The organism is Sporosarcina siberiensis (assembly GCF_042681925.1).
Taxonomy (GTDB): Bacteria; Bacillota; Bacilli; order Bacillales_A; family Planococcaceae; genus Sporosarcina; species Sporosarcina siberiensis.
Genome location: NZ_JBHUGI010000037.1, coordinates 163,350 through 182,149, shown reverse-complemented (window position 1 = coordinate 182,149; position 18,800 = coordinate 163,350). Strand labels below are relative to the sequence as shown.

General features: G+C 38.1%; 16 protein-coding genes. 5 read left to right on the top strand and 11 right to left on the bottom strand.

The genetic code is table 11. From position 1 onward, the window contains the following. Positions 1-9: 9 nt before the first annotated feature. The 10 genes from cas1c to ACFSFY_RS17340 form a co-directional block, all read right to left on the bottom strand. Positions 10-1,041: a type I-C CRISPR-associated endonuclease Cas1c gene (cas1c, locus tag ACFSFY_RS17385; RefSeq protein ID WP_381540317.1), complete on the bottom strand. Its 1,032-nt coding sequence runs from the start codon at positions 1,039-1,041 to the stop codon at positions 10-12. Further along, positions 1,038-1,697, bottom strand: a complete 660-nt coding sequence (gene cas4, locus ACFSFY_RS17380; protein ID WP_381540315.1) for a CRISPR-associated protein Cas4 — start codon at positions 1,695-1,697, stop codon at positions 1,038-1,040. The genes cas1c and cas4 overlap by 4 nt, the downstream gene beginning before the upstream one ends. After that, the gene (gene cas7c, locus ACFSFY_RS17375) at positions 1,684-2,562 is read right to left on the bottom strand and encodes a type I-C CRISPR-associated protein Cas7/Csd2 (RefSeq protein WP_381540312.1); all 879 of its coding nucleotides are present in this window, start codon (positions 2,560-2,562) and stop codon (positions 1,684-1,686) included. The genes cas4 and cas7c overlap by 14 nt, the downstream gene beginning before the upstream one ends. Continuing rightward, positions 2,549-4,507, bottom strand: a complete 1,959-nt coding sequence (gene cas8c / locus ACFSFY_RS17370) for a type I-C CRISPR-associated protein Cas8c/Csd1 (RefSeq protein ID WP_381540309.1) — start codon at positions 4,505-4,507, stop codon at positions 2,549-2,551. The genes cas7c and cas8c overlap by 14 nt, the downstream gene beginning before the upstream one ends. Further along, complete coding sequence (cas5c, locus tag ACFSFY_RS17365) at positions 4,504-5,232, bottom strand: type I-C CRISPR-associated protein Cas5c (RefSeq protein ID WP_381540307.1); 729 nt, start codon at positions 5,230-5,232, stop codon at positions 4,504-4,506. Before cas5c ends, cas8c begins: the two co-directional genes overlap by 4 nt. Before the next feature lie 15 nt (positions 5,233-5,247). Beyond that, positions 5,248-7,689 (bottom strand): CRISPR-associated helicase Cas3', encoded by a 2,442-nt coding sequence (cas3, locus tag ACFSFY_RS17360; RefSeq protein ID WP_381540304.1) that lies wholly within the window; start codon positions 7,687-7,689, stop codon positions 5,248-5,250. Positions 7,690-8,184: 495 nt separating this feature from the next. Then, positions 8,185-8,916, bottom strand: coding sequence for a MerR family transcriptional regulator (locus ACFSFY_RS17355; RefSeq protein WP_381540400.1), 732 nt, complete (start codon positions 8,914-8,916; stop codon positions 8,185-8,187). Between the two features lie 172 nt (positions 8,917-9,088). Continuing rightward, positions 9,089-9,973 (bottom strand): DMT family transporter, encoded by an 885-nt coding sequence (locus ACFSFY_RS17350; protein WP_381540302.1) that lies wholly within the window; start codon positions 9,971-9,973, stop codon positions 9,089-9,091. A gap of 85 nt (positions 9,974-10,058) precedes the next feature. Next, positions 10,059-11,066, bottom strand: coding sequence for an NAD(P)H-dependent flavin oxidoreductase (locus tag ACFSFY_RS17345; RefSeq protein ID WP_381540301.1), 1,008 nt, complete (start codon positions 11,064-11,066; stop codon positions 10,059-10,061). A gap of 35 nt (positions 11,067-11,101) precedes the next feature. Beyond that, the gene (locus ACFSFY_RS17340; protein ID WP_381540298.1) at positions 11,102-11,296 is read right to left on the bottom strand and encodes a YwbE family protein; all 195 of its coding nucleotides are present in this window, start codon (positions 11,294-11,296) and stop codon (positions 11,102-11,104) included. Between the two features lie 175 nt (positions 11,297-11,471). Here ACFSFY_RS17340 and ACFSFY_RS17335 point away from each other — a divergent pair, with 175 nt between their 5' ends. After that, positions 11,472-11,918: a MarR family winged helix-turn-helix transcriptional regulator gene (locus ACFSFY_RS17335; protein ID WP_381540297.1), complete on the top strand. Its 447-nt coding sequence runs from the start codon at positions 11,472-11,474 to the stop codon at positions 11,916-11,918. Positions 11,919-11,921: 3 nt separating this feature from the next. Continuing rightward, entirely contained in the window at positions 11,922-14,396 is a 2,475-nt protein-coding gene (locus ACFSFY_RS17330; protein ID WP_381540293.1) for an MMPL family transporter, read from the top strand. A gap of 77 nt (positions 14,397-14,473) precedes the next feature. Here the strand turns inward: ACFSFY_RS17330 and ACFSFY_RS17325 are convergent, their stop codons facing one another. Continuing rightward, positions 14,474-16,045 (bottom strand): amidohydrolase, encoded by a 1,572-nt coding sequence (locus ACFSFY_RS17325; RefSeq protein WP_381540291.1) that lies wholly within the window; start codon positions 16,043-16,045, stop codon positions 14,474-14,476. A 108-nt stretch (positions 16,046-16,153) separates the two neighbouring features. Between ACFSFY_RS17325 and ACFSFY_RS17320 the strand changes: the two genes are divergently transcribed. The 3 genes from ACFSFY_RS17320 (at position 16,154) to ACFSFY_RS17310 (ending at position 18,790) form a co-directional block, all read left to right on the top strand. After that, positions 16,154-16,594 carry a YtoQ family protein gene (locus ACFSFY_RS17320; RefSeq protein WP_381540290.1) on the top strand — a complete coding sequence of 147 codons (441 nt, stop codon included), beginning with the start codon at positions 16,154-16,156 and terminating at the stop codon, positions 16,592-16,594. A 259-nt stretch (positions 16,595-16,853) separates the two neighbouring features. Next, positions 16,854-17,627, top strand: a complete 774-nt coding sequence (gene pstB / locus ACFSFY_RS17315; RefSeq protein ID WP_381540398.1) for a phosphate ABC transporter ATP-binding protein PstB — start codon at positions 16,854-16,856, stop codon at positions 17,625-17,627. Positions 17,628-17,791: 164 nt separating this feature from the next. After that, positions 17,792-18,790 carry a PstS family phosphate ABC transporter substrate-binding protein gene (locus tag ACFSFY_RS17310; protein WP_381540288.1) on the top strand — a complete coding sequence of 333 codons (999 nt, stop codon included), beginning with the start codon at positions 17,792-17,794 and terminating at the stop codon, positions 18,788-18,790. Positions 18,791-18,800 lie beyond the last annotated feature (10 nt).

Genomic DNA, 18,800 nt, shown 5'->3' with positions numbered 1-18,800 from the left:
GTAAATCACCTACTTCCATAGGAATGGTGGATATGCATCCAAATCTCCTCTAATAAAACGAGCCAATAACAGGGCCTGGGCATGTGGAACAAGCCCCCAAGATATTTTCTCCTTTAAAAATGGATGTGTAATTTGTTCGTCTTTTCTATCGTGCCAAAGTTTGAATATCTTCTTCCGTGCCTCGTCAGTCATGAGCACTGCTCCACTCTCCTTTTTCAGAAAGTCAGAGGCTTGTACTTGTTTTTTATTAATTAGTGACAAAACAAATCGATCTCCACAAACACTTCTCAGTTCTTCCATCATATCTAGAGCTAATGACATTCGTCCAGGACGATCTCGGTGTAAAAAACCGACATAGGCATCCAAACCAACAGTTTCTAATGCTGCACCTACATCAGAAGCTAGTAAAGTATAAACTAGAGATAACAATGCATTGACATTATCTAGGGGTGGCCTTCGATTTCTTCCTTTAAAGAAGAAGTCTTCTTTTTGTTGTAAAATCATATCATCCATCAGAGAAAAGTAGGTACTTGCAGCATTCCCTTCTACTCCTCTTAACACTTCTAGATCGTTAATAGTCATTAACTGCTTCATCGATACTGTTAGATGTTTAGATACATTTTTAAATTTTTCAACATCTATTCGTAATGCATGATCTCGTGTCATTCTTTCTAAAGTCCATTTCGAATTGTAAAGCTTTCCAACCAGAAAATGTCGTGCAATTTCGGCACTTTTTTTCTCATCATCAGAAATTCTATATTGGGTTTTTCGTAATACGACATTTCCATTCGATGGCCCAATTACTCTTGCACGGAAGCGACCGTTAGTAGTTAAAAATGTGATTGCAATATCTCGTTCTATACAAGCAGCCATCAAAGCCGGACTAGCCCCTTGACGCCCAAACGTGCAAATGCCTTCTAAGTTATGCAATGGTACCCGACCAATCGATTTTTCATCTTTAATGATAGAGACATTTTCACCCTTTAATGCGAGATAAACGTCTGGTATAGTAACGTATAATGTAGTTAACAGTTTCCTCATTCCGCCAACATCCTCTGCATATAACTTGCAACAGATTCTTTCGTCAACAATTCTGGTAAGCAAATATGACGTAGCGAACAATTGTTACAATGTTTTCCTGTTTTCACACGAGGCGTATGTCTTCTTCTATAATATTCATGCATACGTTCCGCTATTAATCTTACTCGGTTTTTCAGCTCTTCTGTAATCTCTACTTTTACTCGGCGACGAATTTCATGATAATAAAGATAACCCTCTGGAACCGGACAAAACAACATTTCTTCTAAACACACGGCTTGTGTAACAAGCTGAAAAATATCTGATTGGTCTTTTTTGGGTTTCCCTCTTTTATATTCAATAGGAATTGGCAAATAAGTACCTGTTTCATTTTGTAAGGAAACACCATTTACATTACGGTGAAATTCGACAACATCACAAATACCAGTCAGACCTAACTTTGAAGAATGGACTGGCAACCCCCGTACGTATAGGACATCATTTCGTTTTTCTCTAATAAAAGGGTCATCTGCCTTTTCATGCAAATGACTTCCTTCTATTGTTAAAACATTTTCCGCCCATTCTTGTTCAATGTGAATTAGTGCCCACTGCCTTTCACAGAATTGAAAATGTTGGATGCCTGATAACAATAGATAATCTGAAGCGTCATAGCCCGTCATATTCTTTCACGGATAAACCTTCAAGACTTTCTATTGAAATTGTATAATCTTCTATCGATTTCGGAAGTTCATTGGAATCATTCAAGTCTATTTTTACTGAACGATGTACCTTAGCTGATGAGTATTGGCCCAACTTCGAATTATGCACCCACCAAAAGACTTTATTTATCTCCATACTACCATCTGGTCTTGCTGATGAAGTGTCATTTGCAAACAGGGTAATAAGTGCCTGTTTCAACTTTTCTGCATCCTCTTCAGAAAAGCCAGTTCTTTCTGCTAATTGTGTGTTGATACTTCCGCAAAAGACATATACGCCAAAATCAACACGATGCTTCATCCCCATTGTATCCGATGTTTTTTTACTCGGATCTTTTTCATTCGTGGTAGAGTTTACACTTTTAGTAATCTGCATACTCGTAACCTCAACTGGCGAAATACTAGTTGCTGTATGAATAGAAACAGGCCCACGGACACCTACTGAAACATCACTACCTTTAAAGGCAAATACTTGTCCAAATGCTCGAACGTCGTACCACGCTTTACTAGCTAAGGTTTCAACTAAATCTTCTTTATTTGCCTCCTTATTTTTCTTTGCAAAATAAGGAGCAACATCTTCATTCCCCTCTACTCGGGCAAAGATACTACGATACTCATCATTTCTACGCTCATCTGATTGCACCAAGATTGATTCCCCCTCGTCTTGTAAGCGGTTCCGAATCTTTCGCTTGATTGCAACGTCAGACACTTCACCATGCCCATCATAATCTTGCCGTGGACGGTTACCGTTCAATGGGTCACCATTTGGATTCGCTTTATCAACTGTAAATATGACAGCAAAGTCAATTTTATTTTTAATTATCGGCATTTTCATTCTCCTTTTTAAGTTCTGTTTTTGTGTACAATTCCTTTACTTGGCTACTATATCCAAGTAAAAACATCGGACCAAGGGCATCATTATTCATATCTTCCACTTGGATATCTGCTTCAATTTCACGAATTAGTTTATTTTGAAACCAAATCTTTTCTCCCTGACGCACCTGGTAAGGATGAAGTTGTCTGCGTATTGTCATCCAAGTTCGGGCGGGACGTTGTGAAAAGGCATTAAAATAACGCATTGCATTTGTAGCACGTTTTTCCCCACGACGATTTAATTCATTTCGCTCTAGTACTTCCGCAACTCCAAGTAGCCGACCAAACAGATAATCTCGAGACTTATTTTCAAGATCTAATGCCATGTTGATTTCCTCCTTTTCATAGTGCTTTCTGATAATTGCACAAGCAATGCCCAGTGTTCGCTGCCATTCTCCTGTTGGACTTGACAAATCATTTTTAAAGCTCATTGGATTTTTTATTCGGTTGAAAATTGTCAATACAATATCTTTCGGTATCATTGCATAATCAACGATACAAGGAAGTAAACGAGTATAGAGTTCCTTCTTTATTTTATCATCTGTCCGTTCTCCATAAACCGCTTCAACAATTTGATAGGTCGAAGGCGTCCCAATATAACCCACCATCTTCTTATTAGCAACATCATAATAACTTTGATACCATTTACATGTACCATGCCAATGAGCTAATCGATCTAAAAACAGGTTACTTTCCAACTCTTGGTAATAAACAATCGCTAATCTTCCAGTTGTCGCAGCATCTACAGCCATCACAACAATACTTTTAATACCACCAAGTCTAAAGGTGTGTTTTTTCCCCTGAAAGGCTTGCTGTACTTGTTCTGCAATTACAAGACTTGTATTATCTTTTTCTGTTACTATTGTTTCTGTTTCAAAAATTGATGCCAGTGGATGATCCAACATACCTAGGGTCCCATCAAATGGTTGAATATCTATTAGACTTTCTACACCAAACGTAATAAAGTTTCGCGTATCTGAACGATAACCCTGACGCTGAATGAGCCAACGCATTGCATTATGTGCTTTTTGGGAGACATCATAACCAATTTGCACTGCTTGATTCGGATTGTCAAAGCGGCCACGATATGTAAATCCCTGTTTATCATTCGAAGAGATTAGCTTAGACATATCACCCGCATTTCTTAGACGCGAACCGTGACGATCGGTTAAAGGCATTATTTGTCCAGTTACATAGCAAAGCCCAACTTCCACTACCTTATCCATTTTATTGGCAAGGTATTGTTGGTATTTTCCAAATAACTCTTTATCTTCCCACACGACTGGATCTTCTGGTGTTTCGCTTAAAATGGTAAAACGAACAGTTGCCTCACTGCTATCTCCAGTAACAACTTTATAAATCTCGGGTTTTTCAATTCCATATTTTTCGTCATCTTGCCTTGTCCATTTTTCAACGAGTTTTCCATTTTCATCCTCAAATAATATCTTCGCCGAAATTAGATCCTCAATTACTGTGCCTTTCTTTACGTAGTTATATATAAGTTCTACTTTGCGATGAGTAAACTCGCTCTTTGCCCACTCCTTCATTTGATTAATATACTGTGAATAGTTGCCAGCCCGTTTCTCTGCTCCACCATATTTCAAATAATCTCCGGCAACATAAAATACTTTGTCGTGTAAGAAATAGGCGGCTACTTTGGAACCAGCACGGTTGGCAGAATCCAATGTGGCTGGTAAAATCGTTCGTGCTTTGTCTTTTGGAATTACTATCGCTTTGAAAAAGTTACCATCAAGGTCTAATTTAATTTCAATTTGGGCACTTTGCGTGACATGAGATACAGGTAATAAAGTAAAGGGTTGTCCCTCTCCACGCTTATTAAAGTCACCGACTTTGTCACTATTATTTTCATAAACATCATACAAGCGTTTCATCCAGCTCATTTTTTCACCTCTTCCGGAAATGTTTCAGTATACTCCTCTTCTACAGATTTAAAATTCTCGCCCACAACGAACATCTTGGCTTCCTTCTCCTTAATTGGACGAACTAGCGTACACTCTTCAGGATGATCGAACATAATAATTCCGTTTTTCATTACAGGTATCCAAATCCTTGCTTCCAATTCATTTATACCCGTTTCATCTGGATAATTAAAACCGTGAAACATTGGCCCAAAACCAATTTCTCCATAATCGTCATAAAAGCCTTTCCCACTATTAAACTCACAAGCCTCAACATATCCTTGGCATTCTCGACTACCAAGAAAAATATCACGACGTCCACCTCGACTTACTGAACGCTTCGCAATATTATGGTGTTTATGTTCGTCTCGATCATAAGCAAGATCTTCACGATGTTCATTGAACTCGAAATGAGCACGTACCTGATATGCCGGATTTCTTAAATAAGTGTAATATGCCAATTCATTTGAAGAGTTTTGGTACTTTGTTGGGCGCAGTCCCTTCACCTCTGTTTGTATTGGATTCATTACTCGAACCTCATCGATATACCAAATTATCGTAGGCTTCCAATACACCGATTCCACAATACCTTTTAATGCTTGGTAGGTCGGGATCTGATATGTGAACTTCTCACCACCAATTTTAGTAATTGGATCTGTAAAAAGACCATATTTAGCGTGAACAATAAACTCAATTTGATTTCTCATAATATCTCACCTCCTTTAAAAAATGGAATGACTTAACTTTCCTTCTCCTTCTACTTCCAAACCATACTCCTCATGATATCCTCCATCCTTTAAAGCATATATAGAATCATTAAAAAGCGATGTAATTAACCCTTTCGATGCTAAGTCTTGCAACGTATGACGATATACATTTACACTATATTGTTGTGCTTTCTTCAAATATTCGTTGAGCTTAGTATAATCTTGAATATCTTCATTTAGATTATTAATCAATTCTTTTCCTTCACCGTATGGAACTAGTATCGCCGTTGTTGGCGCCTCAATTACTTCGAAATGGGACTCTAGTGTCTTGTACATAGAACTCATCAATGTTTTGGGATCATCATTTGGTATTGCGGCAATATATTTCGGACAACGATCCAATAATTCAATAAGTTCCACGTTAAGTTTGGAATTTGTCATCTTAATCTCTCGGCTAGCTTTGTTTAAATAAAAATCGAAATAGGTTTGGATTGCCACCGGACTTAGCAAATCATTTGCCAGCTCACTTCGACTTAGAACATCTTCTTCAGTCACTTCTTGACCCAGTGCAATTTCTGGTAACTTTGATAGCACTTCATCCTTTGTGCGAATAATATAAACAATCCCTTTTTCTCTTTCGGCGTTTCGATTACACCTACCAGCCGCCTGTGCTATAGAATCCAGACCAGCAAGTGATCGAATGACACATTCAAAACTAATATCCACGCCTGCCTCAATTAATTGAGTACTGATGCAAATCACCTTTTTATTAGCATGTTTAAGTTGCTTCTTTATATTAGCTAAAATGTCTTTACGGTGTTGTGGACACATCGATGTACTTAAATGGTAAACAGTACAATCTGTTTTCTTTGTTAACTGCTGATACACGTTCAGAACTGCTTTTTTCGTATTTAAAATAATAAGTAAGGATTTATTTTCCTTCAATACATCTACTGCAAAACTACCAATCTTTTCTGCTGACCATCCTTCGTTCTCTACTTTGTTTTCGATAGAAACGCGTTCGAATGCTTTAACAACGTCTGGTAGGTTTCTAACCATTTCTGCATCTTTAGACATTAGTAATGGATATGCTGTTTTTGTGAGTGTTGGTTGTGTTGCTGTACATAGAATAATACTGCTTTTCCCAAAATGATGTAAGAAGTTTACTGCACTATTGAATAAAGGAATATGCTTAACCGGAACTGACTGCACCTCATCAAAAATTACAACAGAATTTGTAAGGTTATGTAGTCTCCGTGCCTTACGGGTACCCTTCCCATAAAACGTATCTAAAAACTGAACCATCGTCGTAAAAATAATTGGATGATCCCAGTTATCTCTAGCAAGCTGTAATTTCTTTTGTGCAGCTTGTCTATAAGCGTCAGGTTCACCATCACTAGTCACGTCATCAATCACATTCGAATGGTGCTCCATTACTTTTTCTTTGTTTTTAATGATTTCCCGAACAGCATCTGCATTTTGCTCTATTATCGTAGTATACGGAACGACATAAATGATTTGGTTTTTACTTTCCAGTTGGGCATGCTTTAGTGCATATCGCAAACTTGCCAAGGTTTTTCCTCCGCCAGTTGGAATCGATAGTTGAAAAATAGACGAGGGTTCCTCCGCTAATTTATCACACTGCTCCGACATTTCGGAACGTAATTTATTAATTGGCTTTGATGCATCTGTACCGGTTGCCCATTTTTCCAATTGATTTATCAAATGATTATAGCTATCTTTGAAAAAGTCTTGGTTTGATTGATGCATAATAGATGTATCCCTCTCATCAAATCGACGAGAGTCCGTTCGATCTGCATCAATTAGACAGCTAAAAATATACTTCATCACTAAGCTTAAATAAATATAGGGAGAGTTTTTTGTTTTACCTTTAGTATTTGGGTACTTCTGCAAAAGTTGCTGTAAGAGTGAGAAAAAAATTTCCATTTCCCCTAACGAAGCATAATAAAGACTCCCAACTTTCTCTTTATTACCTGATATACTCAGAAACTTTTTTTGTACTTCCTCATAGTAAGGAAGATCTTCCCTACACACTCTTCTGAAAAAGTCGGACCGACTTCCATCAGGCTGTATAAAGTTTTGTAAACCGGAGTGATGGGATAAAATAACCATTCCAACCACTTCAACGACAATGTTAGAAACTTTATCAGATTCAGTTTTTGGTACATCTACATAATATGTTTCATATAAATATTTTGCACCAGCGGTAGAATGATCGATTCTCTCCAACGGTTCCCCTGTTTCTTTTACCGCATCTTCAATATAAGTACTAAATGCTTTGGTGTTTTTACCCATATCATGTAAAAAACCAGATAGTTCAGCCATCGCTGAAAACCCCGTTTTTTTCCCGTACTCTTTCGCAAGGGCTGAAACTGACAATAGATGACTTTGGACAGTTTGAATGCCAAAGTCCGATTTTCTCATATGAGCAATCATGACAGGTCTCCTTTTCAAAGTGACTATAATTTACGAAATCAAAGCATTCAATAAATTACATGCCTAAACAAAAGCTTTCCTAGTGGTATGAATCTTATTATTTTTATATTTTCTAGAAAATGTTCAAGACACCGATAATTTATATCTCTCTTTTAATCTTTTATAATGTAGACTTAAAAACCTTTACTTCTAAGTACTTTAAATATATATATATCCTCACTGAGTATGCTAACTCGAATTGTCAGAATAGTCAACGTGGCTTTAGAAATATAAAAAAACGAGCCCTTTTTACTTTGAAAGTAAAAGGGCCCAATTTTATAAATGTTGAAAAGCACTTATTTTCAATCCACGTACTACATTTAGTACGACGCAAATATTATATCATATCAAATCTAATTCCAAAATAAGAAACCATTCATACAAATCCAATACATTTCGGATAAGTAAAGTAACTATTATCGCCTAAGAAGAAACTGCGTTTAAACTAATTTCAATTCAAAACTTCTTTCCATTATAGACTCCCATAGCGTCCCTCAAAAACACCGAAAGCCCCTCGCCAAAAGCATCTCTGTTCTTCTTAAAACGTTCATCATCCACATATATTTGACCTAGACCCGAGAATGCTTCAAACGAATAGGTACCTATTTTATTTAAAAAATCATACCATTCACTAATTCCCTTTTGAGCTTCTTCTGAAGTCGGATCCAAATGACGTAGTTTTGCCAGGTTGAAGTACATTCTGTTCATTTCCTCTGCTTCATTTGTTCCAAATTGCGAAACTTTTTTATTCGATTCCTCAACCGCTTTATCGCCCCAACGTTTTTTTGCTTCTTGTTCATATGGATTCTCACTAAAATCAAACCCTTCAAATTTCTCTTCATTTGTCATGGTAATCTCTCCTTTTTCATTTAATATCGTCTTCTCAATTGTTTCAATCATTCGGTCGAGCTGTTTTCGTTTCTCTATTAGCATTTTGCGCTGCAATTCAAATGCTTCTTGGCGGTCAAATGCAGGACTTGTAAGTAATACTTTTATTTTTTCCAATGGAAATTCAAGCTCTCGAAAAAATAGAATTTGTTGTAAAGTCGCCAAATTATCATAGGAATAAATTCGATACCCGGCCTCTGTTAAATGATCTGGCACCAGCAGTCCGATGTCATCATAATGATGCAATGTACGAGTAGTTACACCTGTTAACTGCGACACTTCTTTTACTTTCACCACAATAACCTTCTTTCAATTTCTAACTATAGAGCATGACGTAACGTAAGGTTCAAGCGAAAAAAAAAGGGCCATTTCAATTTAATGAAGGCTCTTTTAACTGGAATATTAATTGAATACAACATGTAAGTGAACAACTGCTCTTTGTGCCTTTATAACCGTCAAATGGGTAATCCACTCATTTCTTCTCGATATACAACTTTTTCCCGCCTAAAAAGCTGAATTTCGTCTCGGATACTATAATTGCACCGAGTATTAAAATTGCACCAATCGCCATTTTACCAGTCAGTACTTCACTTAAAATGAGTACTGAAAAAAGCATTCCCCAAAAAGCTTCCGTTGATAAAATAATTGCCGCCTTCGTTTCGGATATATACTTCTGGGCAACGGTTTGCAACAAAAATGCAAGTGTTGTTGAAAAAACTCCTAAGTAAATGAGGGGTAACAAACCTTCCGATTCCATAGTGAAAGTAGTTTCTCCCTTAAATAACACCACGATGACCGAGATGATTGCAGCTGTTGCCATCTGAATAATCGTTATTAATACAGGATCCTCAGTTCGGACGAATCTTGATGTATAAAATATATGAAACGCAAAGGCAAAAGCACATGCTAATGTGAGCATATCGCCGAGATTAATTTCAGACGAAAGTTTTAGTGATAAAACTGCAACCCCTGTCACTGCCATCACTGCTCCGATTAGTTCGAATACATCGAGTCTTTTCTTGTAAATAACGAATCCTATGAAAGGTACAATCACAACATTAATTGCCGTTAAAAAAGCATTTTTGGAAGGTGTTGTATATTGAAGTCCTACAGTTTGGAGTGCAAAAGCCAAATACAAGAAAACTCCTAAAACCATGCCTTTTATTATCGTACTTCTAGTAGTCTTATTAAACCTTTTATAAAAAACAATGCTTAAAATTATAACACCTATTAAAAATCTTCCGGCTAATATTTGATATGGCGTATAATGATCCAACGCAACAGCACTCGCAACAAATCCACTACCCCAAATGATTGCGGTAATAATAAGTCCTATTTCTCCTATATATCTTCTCATTTAGTCCCCCACCGTCATCTATTCATAACCAATCTATTGTATAGTCTCGCGTCGGATTGAGAAATCTTTATTTTCAGTCACTTAATCAAAAAAGTGCTTTAAGGATTTCCTTAACTGTTCCTCTTCTACTCAAATGTACATTTTCACCAGCCCAAAGGGACATGTATTGTGGATTCCCATTTTCTTGTGCTGCTTTTCGAACCGCTTTTGTTAAATCATTTTGATAGGGATAAGGAGCAATCGATTTCCCCTTTAATTCATCCATTAAACGGTTGCCTATGCCCCTTGCAGTTTTACCAGAAATTGCATTGGTAAATTCAGTACATCCTTCTTCTGCGCTTATTACTGCATCCTTATACATTACGTGTGCACCGCTTTCATCCGCTGCGATAAGTATCGTTCCAACTTGAATCGCTTCAGCACCAAGGGAAAGCAAGGATTCTTTGCGCTTTTTATTTGCAATAGCTCCTGCCGCAATTACTGGAATTCGAACCGACAAGAGGACTTCTTTTATCAACTCATCCAAAGCAATGAGTTTTAGCTCACCCAAAAAGGATCCCCTATGACCACCCGCTTCGCTACCCTGTATAACGACAGCGTCCATTCCAATTTCCTCAGCGAGCTCGGCTTCCTCTTTTGTTGTAGCGGTACCAATGAGAAAGACATTGTTTTCTTTTAGCCGTAGTACTGTTCTTTCATCAGGTAGTCCAAATGTAAATGAACAAACTTTCACAGCCTCTTCGATGACCACTTGAACTTGTTCGTAAAATTCAGACTTTGAAATAGGTGCATTCCATTTGGACATTCCCAATTCCTGACCAATTGTTTGCAGTGCTGCAAGAGCTTCTTGGATTGTTTCCTCACTATATTCTATTTGTTCAGGAACAAATAAGTTTACTGCAAATGGTTGCGACGTCTTTTTTTTCACGTTCCTTATAAAGTCCCGTGTGTCATCTGCCGTTAAATAACCGGCGCCTATCGATCCAAGTGCACCCGCTTCAGACGCCGCAGCTACAAATTCAGGTGTTGTAACCCCCGCCATCGGTGCTTGAATAATAGGGTGTTTAATTCCTAATTTTTCTGAAAGGTCCATATGAATTGCCTCCTTTATAAATAAGATGACAAAATCTAACCTAGAATTTCACTTACCCGACCAACTTGTCCATCTTCCAATCGAACTTTAATGCCGTGCGGATGAAAACTAGAATTCGTTAATAAATCTTTTACAACGCCCTCCGTTTTTACTCCTGAGCGCTGATCTTTTTTCAATACAACTGCTACTTTCAAACCCGCTTTTACATCACTTCGGTTACGTCCGTCCATTTTTATTACTTCCTTTCTATATTGAATATCCATAACTATTTAGTGCCTTGCTTATACGTTAGTTTACCACAGAAAAAGCTTTGGATATATGATATAAACAGTCACCATGCAAGATTGTTGACATATAGTAGTCTATGCCCTAAACTACTATTTATGGTTGAGGGGGTATACTATATTGAAAGAGAAATTACAAGAAGCTGTTGACTTATTTGAAGAAGTGATGATATACGGCACAGAACAGGTCATAAAGAACATGGATGTACAGATTTGGAAAGAATATTCACCAGAGCAAATCCAAGTATTAAAAATCCTGTCGACCTATGGGCCGCAATCCAATGGTAAGCTCGCAGAAATGCAAGGAGTACATAAAAGTGCCATTTCGAACCGCTTAAAAAAACTTGTAGACAAGGGTCTCATTACATCCGAACGCGATGTAATTGACCAACGAGCAAAAGTATCTAAATTAACGGATATAGGAAGAGAGGTTCTTCAAATTTCGAACGATGCTGTATACGAAAATGTTGAAAGTCTGTTCAGAGGACAAATTACTGAAGAAGAACTCGATGTTTTTGTAGAAACTTTTCGTAAACTAAAGACAATTTTACAAATGAAGGAGATCTAATAAATGAGAACAGTACTGAAATTCAAATGGCCCATTTTTATAGGCTTACTTATCTTGACAACCGTTTTATTTTTCCTAGCACCTGATTTAACAAAGCAGGCAGAAAATGCCGGGTCGCTTCAACTTCCAAGCAGCGCGGATTCACAGAAAGCGGCAGATCTTTTAGAAGAAGCCGGCGTGTCAGAAGACACCATTTCGCTCGTCATTCCACTTACCAAACCAATTGATGATTCTATAAAAAAAGATATTTCATCCGTTGCGAAACAAATTAAAGATTTAGGTAAAATGGTTACTGGCGTGCTCGATCCATTTGAAAACAAAGATATGGAGGCCCAACTTGTATCCAAAGACCAAATGACCGTACTGGTACCCATCACAGTGGACGGTACACAGGACGAAATTGTAGCTCTCGCTGAAAAAATACGAAGTGAAATCCTGCCTAAGGATCAAACGATTTACTTAACAGGCGAATCCATTATCGAAAACGACGTCAATGTCAGTGCACAAGAAGGATTAAAAAAGACTGAGATTATTACCGTTGTACTTATCTTCGTTTTATTATTAATTGTGTTCCGCTCCATTGTTACGCCGATAATTCCACTTGTCGCAGTAGGAATTACATATTTATTAAGTCAGTCTCTAGTTTCATTTTTCATAGACTGGTTTGGCTTCCCGGTTTCAAATTATACGCAAATTTTCCTCGTTGCGATTTTGTTCGGACTTGGAACCGATTATTGTATTTTACTTTTAAGCAGATATAAAGAAGAACTTCTAGCAGGCCATCCCGTAGAAGAAGCAGTGATCAACACGTATAAAACTGCTGGTCGGACACTTTTCATTAGTGCTCTTGCTGTATTTATAGGATTTACGGCAATTGGATTTGCTGATTTTTCAATCTTTAAATCTGCAGTCGCAGTGGCCGTTGGTATAGCTGTATTAATGATTGTTTTATTTACAGTTGTTCCGCTCTTCATGGTTTTATTGAAAGACAAATTATTTTGGCCCTCTAAAGCAGCGGCTTCTCACAAAGACAGTAAACTATGGATTGCATTCAGTAAAGTTTCTGTAAAACGACCGCTTTTTTCTATGCTCATTGTCGCAGTAATTACCGTTCCACTTCTTTTAACATATGATAATGATTTGTCATTCAATATGATAGATGAAATTGATCAAAGCAAGGAATCTGTTATGGGTCTGAATGCCATTTCCAAGGCTTTTGGTGAAGGAGATTCTCTTCCTGTTCAAGTCATTTTGAAAAAGGATAGTTCCATGATGAATGAAAGTGACATTACTTATTTGGAACTCATAAGTCAGAACCTGGAGAAAGTCGATGGTGTAAAAGCGGTTCGCACATTGACTCGTCCAACTGGGGAAATTATCGAAGACTTTTATGTAGACCACCAGATTCGACTAATGGCCGATGGACTATCCGGTGCATCCGAAGGTCTTGATGAAGTGCAAGGTGGGCTTAGTCAAGTACAAGGTGGACTAGATGGACTGGGAAGCCAGTTGACTTCTGGAGCCGGCGTCCAACCCGGTGGAATCCAGTCACAATTAGGAGCACTCGCAGGTGGGCTGCAAGAACTGTCCGCTGGTGTTGAAGCCTCGAATAACGGTATTGGTGAAATCAATTCAGGTCTTGAAGAACTCTCTTCTATGCTAAAAGAAATGAGTGAATCTGCAAGCGTTCGTGATACTGGGCTCTTTATCCCGAAAGGTACGCTTGCGACTAGTGACTTTAAGCCGGTCCTTGAACAATATGCATTTGATAATGGATCTGGTATTTTCCTAGAAGTGATTTTGGACAAAAATCCATATTCACGTGATGCAATCGCTGTAGTTCAAGAGATTAAAGATTCGATAAAACGTTCTGTAATTGATACACCGTTCGAAAATGCTGAAATTGCGTATAGCGGTATTTCAAGTACAAACTCTGATTTATCGACGATTTCATCGAATGACTTTACACGAACTGTAATGATTATGCTCGTTGGCTTGTTCGTTGTACTGACAGTCTTATTCCGATCAGCCATAATGCCCCTTTACATGCTCGGGTCATTATTATTAACGTATTACACATCTATTTCAATTACGGAGCTTATCTTTGTCAACGGACTCGGATATAACGGTATTAGCTGGGCTGTGCCATTCTTTGGATTCATAATGCTCATAGCACTCGGTGTCGATTACTCCATCTTCTTACTCGATCGTTTTCGTGAAGAAAGCATCAATGGATTAACTGTCCGTGATGCGCTTATGAAATCCATGGCAAAAATGGGTACGGTCATCATTACGGCTGCAATTATCCTTGCGGGCACATTCGGGGCAATGATCCCATCAGGAGTATTGAGTCTCATGCAAATCGCATCCGTCGTCATTACGGGGCTTCTCTTATACGGGCTCATTATCTTGCCACTACTTATTCCAGCAATTACTGTTTCATTCGGTAAAGGTGTTTGGTGGCCATTTAGAAAATAAATACATTAAAAAGGATAGATACAAGCCACTTGTTTCGGCTTGTATCTATCCCTTTTTATACTTTTAAACTTTTATACTTACTTTTTAAACATAACCTCTCCGCCAACAACTGTCATCACAACTTTTGCTCCTAGAATTTCTTCATCTTCTTCCACTTCAAACAAATCAATGTCTAGTACAGTGAAATCAGCGTCAAATCCAATCGCAAGTTTACCACGCGAATTCTCTTTACCAATCGACGCTGCACTTCCAGTTGTAAAGAGGCCTACGGATTCAAAACGACTAAGTTTCTCATCTGGTAAATAGCCTTCATGAGTTTCACCAGGTTTCCTTCTTGTGACACCTGCATAAATTCCAAGCAGTGGGTCAACTTCTTCGACCGGAGCATCTGACCCCCCACCGCAAATGAATCCACGGTCCAGTAAGCTCTTCCAAGCGTATGCCCAATCAAGACGTTCTTCGCCTAAGCGGTCCATCACCCAAGGAAAATCAGACGATACAAATATGGGTTGAAGATCTAATACGATTGGCAGCTTAGCCATGCGTTCAACAAGATCATCACGCAACACATTGACATGAATGAACCGATCCAATTTCCCTTGTGGAACGGGATTCTTTTCAATCGCATCAAGAGCCTTTTCAGCTGCCGCATCCCCAATAACGTGAATCGCTACAGCCTCCCCGTACTTCCTTGCGAGAACGACTAAATCATTGATTTCATCATCGGTAAGAACTGTCATACCAGAAGTTTCTGGCGTATCTGAATAAGGATTGCTTAGTAAGGCTGTTTTTCCGCCAAGCGCGCCGTCAATGAAAAACTTCAATCCACCGGGTTCGACCCATGGTCCATTATACGTCGCTTCGTCTTCCATTATCTGCGCAAAGATCGTTGAACGCTTCAGTAAATGAGCACGAAACTTTTTCTCAGGGCCTATAACATCATTGTATGCTTGAAGTGCATCGTGATAATCGTCTGTATACCCAAGGTCATCCGTTACAGCACCCGTTAGTCCCAGCGATAAAAGGTCATCCGCGGCACTTCGAAGCGCATTTTTCAACGATTCTACAGTTGGTTCTGGAATTAAATCTGAAATGACGTTTACTGCACCTTCTAATAATAAACCAGTCGCTTCACCGTTTGCATCCCGCACAAATACTCCGTCCGCTGGATTTGGTGTATCTTTTGTAATCCCGGCAAGTTCTAGAGCCTTTGAATTGGCAACACCTACATGTCTACACGCGCGTCTTAATAACATTGGTGAATCTGTCACTTTATCGAGCTCATAACGTGTAAATATTTTTTTATCTGGATAATTATTTTCGTTCCAGCCATCCCCTAGGAACCATTCATCCGCACTTAAATCTTTATGACTTGCCAGAAGCGTATCCATCACTTCATCCGCTGTATTTGCTCTTGATAAGTCAAGACCAAGAAGCTTTTCTCCGTGCATAATCATATGCATATGGCTGTCCACAAAACCCGGATAAAGAACTGTTCCTTGTAGATTCACCTCGTTGTTTGCTTGTCCTTTTAGTTCCTCATATGTACCCATTGCTATAATTTTGTCATTGTCTGTTAAAAGTGCTTCAACGCGTTGACCTTCTTCTTCCATAGTATAGAACGTACCACTATGCCAAATAGTTTTCAAAATAATTCCCCCTGTCTATACCTATATTCTAAACTTTCAAACAACAACGAGCAAGAGTCTTACCTTAATGTTATAATATATATATATATGCATTGGAGGGAGCCCGTTATGAATTTAACCGTTTACCTAGCAGGAGAGATTCACAGTACTTGGCGTGATGAGATCAAGCAAAAAGTAGCCGCACTGAATTTACCCATTCATTTTGTTGGTCCAATGGAAAATCACGACCGGTCCGATAACATTGGGGAAGAGATATTAGGCAAACAACCGAGTGCTATCTTTAAAGACGCTGCCGCTTCGAACTTTAATAATCTTCGGACGGAGATTTTAATGAAGAAAGCAGATCTAGTCATCGCACTTTTCGGAGAAAAATACAAACAATGGAATACAGCTATGGATGCCAGTGCCGCTGTTGCTTACGGGAAACCGCTGATACTCATTCGGAGCGAAGATCATCATCATGCACTGAAAGAACTTTCAAGAAAAGCAAACGCCACTGTAGAAACAGTTGATCAAGCGATAAAAGCTTTGCATTATATTCTCGAATAAAGATTAAGACAAAAACACTTCTGATATCTCATCAGAAGTGTTTTTTTGTTTGCCAATTCGACAGGAAAGCATCGTATTTCATCACAGTTCCCCAGTGGATTGTTCGAATTTACAAAACCTTAACACCATCTTCATATTGTCTCAACAATCTTTCTGTACTATGAAATGTATAAAGATTTTATAAATCAGTCCAAATATTGAATGGAGGATTCTCATGACATTAACTAGTGAACATAATAAAAACACGAAATTTCGTGTTATGGAAAATTCAAACTGGAAAAAACCCGTATATGAAACAAACGGTTTAAACCTTTGGTACGGATCATCTCATGCACTAAAGAATATAGACCTCTCTATTAATGAAAAAGAAGTAACAGCTATCATCGGACCTTCTGGTTGCGGAAAATCAACCTATTTAAAAACACTCAATCGGATGGTTGAACTCATACCCGATGTAAACATTTCAGGAAGCATTACGCTCAAAGGAGAAAACATATTTGATAAATCGATTCCCGTAGAAATGATTCGCTCCAAAGTAGGAATGGTTTTCCAAAAACCAAATCCATTTCCAAAATCAATTTATGAAAACGTTGCTTTCGGCCTTAAAATACACGGAATCCGGAACAAATCTTTGCTGGATAGAATTGTTGAAGAAAGTTTGCAAAAAGCGGCACTCTGGGACGAAGTGAAAGACCGGCTTCATAAAAGCGCATATGGTCTTTCTGGTGGTCAGCAACAAAGACTTTGTATTGCCCGCTGTTTAGCAGTAGATCCGGAAGTAATACTAATGGATGAACCCACTTCTGCACTCGATCCTGTATCCACACATAAAGTCGAAGAGTTAATCAATAGCATAAAAAATGATGTCACAATTGCCATTGTCACGCACAACATGCAACAGGCTTCTCGAATTTCCGATCGAACTGCATTTTTCCTGAATGGAGAAATTATCGAATGTGATCAAACAACTACAATCTTTAATAACCCTTCTGATCCACTAACAAACGACTATATTAATGGCCGATTTGGCTGAATATACAATTCTGTATTCATCTAGGAATCAAACAGGGTTACATATTATATAAAGTTTACAATATATTTACAATTCCTTAATGAGTCCTTAACATTCGATAGATATACTAGAAATTGAAAGAGAGAGTAAGTCTTTCAAAAAACATTTAGGGGAGGACAATTCAAATGAAGTTCCAAAAATATCTTTTGTTTTTAGTCATCACAGCACTTGCAGTTTTGTTAGCAGCATGCAGCACGGATACAAAAGGAAATGAAATAGAAGATGAAAAACCTAAGGGTCAGGAAACTCCTAAAACAACAAATGAAGATTCAACTTTAGAGGGTAGCGTTGTCATCGATGGTTCTGGTACAGTATATCCATTAATGGCGAGAGTCGCTGAAGAGTATATGTTAACTGAACAAGAAAATGTTTCAGTTGAAGTAAGTCGTGCAGGGACAAGTGCTGGATTTAAGAAGTTCTTAATTGAAAATGGTACCGATTTTAACGATGCTTCTCGTAATATAAAAGATGAGGAAACAGCAGAAGCTGATAGCCTAGGCATTGAAGTTAAGGAATTGAAAGTTGCATTAGACGGCTTAACTTTCGTTATCAACAAAGACAATGACTGGGCAAATGAAATGACACCGGAACAACTGATCAGCATTTTCAAAGCAGATAGTGGCATAGAAAAATGGTCTGATATCAATTCAGAATGGCCAGATGAAGCAATTAATCCAATGGGTCCAAACGAAAATCATGGAACTTATGAGTTTTTCTATGAAAATATTTTAAATAAAGAAGATTTAGTAAGCAGTGTGAGTCTTCAACAAGACTACTCAACACTTGTTAGTTTAGTGTCCGAAGACAAAAATGGAATTGCCTTCTTCGGTTTTGGATACTACGTCAACAACAAAGACAAACTGAATGCCGTGCATGTTGACTTCGGTAGCGGTCCAGTTGAACCATCACTCGATACAATCTCTGAAGATGGCGACTATGCAAACTTTACACGACCGGTCTTCACATATTTAAATGTAAACTTTGCAAAAGAAAAACCACAAGTTCTCGATTATGCAATTTACGCGGTTGAAAATTTCAATAAATTCTCGGGCGAGTCAGGATTCGCACCCATTTCTGATGCTGAAGCAAAAGAGAATTTGGATTTCCTTAATAACCTAAAATAACATTGAAACA

Excerpts from the sequence above, each read along its gene's own strand:
- ACFSFY_RS17350 (WP_381540302.1), bottom strand. The coding sequence starts at position 9,973 with ATGAGAAGATATATAGGAGAAATAGGACTTATTATTACCGCAATCATT.
- ACFSFY_RS17330 (WP_381540293.1), top strand. The coding sequence starts at position 11,922 with ATGAGAACAGTACTGAAATTCAAATGGCCCATTTTTATAGGCTTACTT.
- ACFSFY_RS17310 (WP_381540288.1), top strand. The coding sequence starts at position 17,792 with ATGAAGTTCCAAAAATATCTTTTGTTTTTAGTCATCACAGCACTTGCA.
- cas7c (WP_381540312.1), bottom strand. The coding sequence starts at position 2,562 with ATGCCGATAATTAAAAATAAAATTGACTTTGCTGTCATATTTACAGTT.
- cas1c (WP_381540317.1), bottom strand. The coding sequence starts at position 1,041 with ATGAGGAAACTGTTAACTACATTATACGTTACTATACCAGACGTTTAT.
- ACFSFY_RS17320 (WP_381540290.1), top strand. The coding sequence starts at position 16,154 with ATGAATTTAACCGTTTACCTAGCAGGAGAGATTCACAGTACTTGGCGT.
- ACFSFY_RS17340 (WP_381540298.1), bottom strand. The coding sequence starts at position 11,296 with ATGGACGGACGTAACCGAAGTGATGTAAAAGCGGGTTTGAAAGTAGCA.
- cas8c (WP_381540309.1), bottom strand. The coding sequence starts at position 4,507 with ATGAGCTGGATGAAACGCTTGTATGATGTTTATGAAAATAATAGTGAC.
- ACFSFY_RS17345 (WP_381540301.1), bottom strand. The coding sequence starts at position 11,066 with ATGGACCTTTCAGAAAAATTAGGAATTAAACACCCTATTATTCAAGCA.
- cas4 (WP_381540315.1), bottom strand. The coding sequence starts at position 1,697 with ATGACGGGCTATGACGCTTCAGATTATCTATTGTTATCAGGCATCCAA.
- pstB (WP_381540398.1), top strand. The coding sequence starts at position 16,854 with ATGGAAAATTCAAACTGGAAAAAACCCGTATATGAAACAAACGGTTTA.
- cas3 (WP_381540304.1), bottom strand. The coding sequence starts at position 7,689 with ATGATTGCTCATATGAGAAAATCGGACTTTGGCATTCAAACTGTCCAA.
- cas5c (WP_381540307.1), bottom strand. The coding sequence starts at position 5,232 with ATGAGAAATCAAATTGAGTTTATTGTTCACGCTAAATATGGTCTTTTT.